Raw genomic sequence first — 4163 nt, forward strand, 5'->3', positions numbered from 1 at the left:
CAAGTATTTTAGGCCTTTTATACTTTTGACCAAAATGAGAATATCATAACGACAGATGCTCCGAGCATTGGTCATTATCGAGAAAATTTTATTTAGCTTCCCTCAACAGGTATTTAGGAGAGCTTTTACTTCGTTACCTCAAAACGATTTGCTCCATAATTCAAGTTATTCAGTGATAAGCCCATTGCGAATAGTAACTAATAAGCTACGAATTCTAAGTGACCATTTACAGATATTTAATCATCATTTAAATAATTAAATGTGTCTTTATTTTTACTGCCATATACAAGGGTATGCCTTCAAAACATACCATGGTTTAACAAGTAAATTTAAAGACAATGAAAAGATTAATGATGGGTTTGGTAGCAATGGTGATGCTATCATCTGTTGCTTCGGCCAAGACAGCCGCAACAATAGTCAACGGAAATACATCTGTGAAAACAACTTCCCAGCGCCTGGCTAACAATACGGTTAGGTTTACCGAGGCAACCAAAGAAACGAATGCGGCATTCGTACGCTGTAATTTTAAAGTAAGTATTTATAGCTGTGATGGTGTTTTATTAGGCAGCGCTGTCTACACAGATTATGCTTCTTCAGCTGGCGGCTGTGCTAATTTCTTTGCAGCAATGCATGACTGGGTTGCAAACAACTAAACCTTTATTCATTCTTACACAAAAATAAAAGCGGGGCTTTGACCCCGTCTCTCTAAACTAAATTATCATGCGTAAATATTATATATTCTTTTTATTTCTATTCTTTTCCAGATTATCTTCTGCACAGCGGCTTCATGCGATATATGAATACATCCCATCAGCCATGGCTACTTTTAAAGAAGATGTCTATTATGATGGAACAGTGAAGATTGCTGTTCGTGATTCGATGCCAATACGCAAGCAGGAGCTCAACAAAGATGGCGATGATGAAGTAGCGTCCTCATTTTCGATAACAATCGGATCTGGCAAGAGGTATAACAGGGTCGTGATCCATCAAAATAAGGCTGACCAACAGCTAGAAACCCGTTCCATTCAAGGTGTTAACTATTTGGTGACGGACAAATTTCCGGCATTGGTCTGGAATACCGATTACACCGATGTGGATACGTTAGGCAAACATGTATGCCACAAAGCAACGGCCTCTTATCGTGGAACTACTTTGGTCGCTTATTATACCAATGATATTCCCGTACCTGTGGGACCATCGAAATTTGGTGGCTTGCCGGGCCTTATTGTGATGCTGTATAACGAAAGTGCCAATCCGAACTATTGGTACCTGAAGGAGGTAAATTATCCCTATGCGGGAAATATTCCCGTAAATGATAAATATATCCAGTCTTTACCCAAATTGAGCCTGGAAGAATTTGTCAAGAAAGACGACCAGATCAATGAAGAGCAAATGCGTATTATGTACAGCAAAATGCCAATGATGGAAGGTGTAAGCGTTGATAAGCAAAAAGTTAGAGGTAGTGTAGAGCAAGTGTATGAATGGGAGCATCAATAAGCGGATAGCGGCTTTATTCAGCTTTTGTCTGTTGTTTATGGCCGTACATGGACAGGTTGTTATCCATGGAAGCGTTAGTACTGAGGGAAAAGCGTTAGGAGGGGTACGTATCGATTTACGGCGTGATGGCGATAACAAAATGTTGGCTTATACGTTTAGCGACGGCCAAGGCAAATATCATGTGCAAACGGCCCAAAGTGGACCATTTACATTGCTATTCAAGGCGCTGAGCTTTAAGCCAGCTTCCCTTTCGATTACGCCTACGCAGGCCGACACGCTGATTGATGTACAGTTATCAGCAGGAGGGGTGGAGCAATTGCAGGAAGTGATTGTCCATTCCAAAGGCCCCTACCGCCGGGGCAGAGATACCATTGAGCTTGCTGTGAAATCCTTTTTGCAGGGTGACGAGCGTACAGTAGAGGATCTTCTTCGAAAGATTCCCGGCATTCAGGTGGGGACCGATGGGAGTATCAAAATAGGCAATAAAGAAGTAGAAAAAGTGATGGTGGAAGGGGACGATTTTTTTGAAAAGGGCTATCGCCTGCTGACACAAAGTATGTCCGTTCGTCCCTTGGAAAAAATTCAGATATTGCAGCGGTATTCTAATAATAAACAGCTGAAAGGTATCGAAAATTCGGACAAAATTGCACTAAATCTGCAACTTAAGGAGGAAAGCAGGGCACAGTGGCTTGGCTCGGTGGATGCGCAGGTGGTTCCCATCGGTCCAAAATATTATCAGGCCAATGCGAACTTGATGAATTTTGGAAAAAAGAACAAATATTACCTATTAGGTGCTGCTAACAATAATGGAGTCGATGCCGTAAGCAGTATTAACCACCTGATCCAGTCTGGTTCTCCTGATGAACCAGGTCAGATTGGTGTCGGAATAACAACACCTACTTTGATAGATAATACGCCAAATTTGCCCGGTTTTGATTATAAAAGAACGAATTTCAATAACGATAAGCTGTTGTCCTTGAATACCATTTTAAGTCCGACCCCACAGTTAAAGATCAAATGGCTGGGTTTTGCAAATCCTACTAAAAAATCATTTTATCGAAATACCGTGCAGAATTATCATTTGGAGGATATTCAATTTACCAATACCGAAGATTATCAGTTTACCAGAAACATCGATAACTACTTCACGAAACTGGAATTGCAGTTGGAGCCCAATAAGCGCACACTGTTGAGCTATTCAGGCACACTAGGTTCTCTGAGAAAAAATGATTTGGGTGCATTACTGTTTAATGGTGTTCAAAGTGAGGAACTGACCAAAAGTAAAGGATATTTGACCAACCATAGTATGAGTTATAGCTACAAATTTTCGGAGCGGGATGTACTGGTCAGCTCACTACGTTGGATAAAGCAGCAGTCGCCATTGGACTACAGTATCAATCAATACTATTATGAAGACTTGTTTGGAGGTAAAGATATCCATGCGGTAAAACAACATATTGAAAATAATCTGCAGTATCTGGGTGCTACTACACACTATGTAAGCCGAAAGAAAAATGGCGATTTTTTTGAGTTGGCCTTCAATATGGCCTACCAGCAGCAACAGCTCAACACCGAATTGAAGTTGTTATCAAATCCAGACGAGTTGGGTGGGACAGCAGCATCTCCTTCGGAATTTTCCAATGCGATGGACTTAAACGTGTTTCAGACGAACCTTATTTCCAAGTATACCTTTAAACGAAATAAATGGGAATTGACACCCCGCTTGCAGGCAGGTCTTGTACAGAACAGGTTTACAGATTTTGGGAAACCCAAACATAAAAATAACCTGTTGCTTTCTCCAGGACTATCGGGAAAATGGGTTATCCACCCAAAAGGGCGACTGGAAACAGATCTCTATTTTCAGCAACAGAATACCTCACTCACCGAGCTAATTCCCCATTATTATACGACAGGGGTTCGAAACTTTATTCGGGGAACGGATAATCTAGCGACCTTAAGTAGTTCTGGTGGCACGCTGATGTACACCTATGGCAGCATGACAGATCGTTTTTTTGCAAACCTCTCGGCCGGACATCAGATTTTGTTTGATTATGTTGGTACAAAAAGCAGTTTAGACCCCAATTTTAGCCTTGTGCAACAAGTATTGCTTAAAAACAAAAAGAGCAGCAATTACAAGGCAGATCTCAATTATTACCTGAAATTTGTAGGTGGAAATTTCCGTCTGGACTTAGGTGCAAACACGGCAGATTACGAAACATTGGTGGTGGGCGTGGGCAATCGTCAAATTCACACAGAGACATACGATTATGGACTATCGTTTAGAAGTGCATGGAAATCCAGATTGAATATTTATACAGGTTATGCCCTGCAGTCGGTTACTTATCGGTCAGATAGCAAAACTACACTCAATAATAGCCGCGGATTTCTGAATGTATTTTTGAATATGGGAAAAAATATACAGTGTAATCTAAAGAATGAATCCTATCGCTTTGGCAGTTTCCTTGGGCAGGATTCCAAGACCTATTATTTTTCGGATTTCTCTTTATCTTATGAATTGCCGCAACATAGGACAAGATTTACTATGACAGCAAAAAATATTTTTAATACTCGCTTTTTCAGAAATGCTGAATTGACAGACCTTTATAATACCAGCACCGAATATAAACTTTTGCCGGGTTATATCAGTTTTGGGGTAGATTATAGCT

The 4163-nt window shown here is 40.6% G+C and carries 3 protein-coding genes; all 3 read left to right on the forward strand.

Going from position 1 to position 4163, the window contains the following annotated elements:
* Positions 1-338: 338 nt before the first annotated feature.
* Positions 339-653, forward strand: a complete 315-nt coding sequence (locus B2X72_RS08360; RefSeq protein ID WP_286849075.1) for a hypothetical protein — start codon at positions 339-341, stop codon at positions 651-653.
* Positions 654-720: 67 nt separating this feature from the next.
* The gene (locus B2X72_RS08365) at positions 721-1497 is read left to right on the forward strand and encodes a GLPGLI family protein (protein WP_286849076.1); all 777 of its coding nucleotides are present in this window, start codon (positions 721-723) and stop codon (positions 1495-1497) included.
* The coding region (locus B2X72_RS08370) for a hypothetical protein (protein WP_286849078.1) at positions 1478-4163 on the forward strand (2686 nt) is incomplete at its 3' end. The genes B2X72_RS08365 and B2X72_RS08370, both read left to right, overlap by 20 nt.

It is taken from the genome of Sphingobacterium sp. UBA7253 (assembly GCF_002472745.1).
Lineage (GTDB): Bacteria > Bacteroidota > Bacteroidia > Sphingobacteriales > Sphingobacteriaceae > Sphingobacterium > Sphingobacterium siyangense.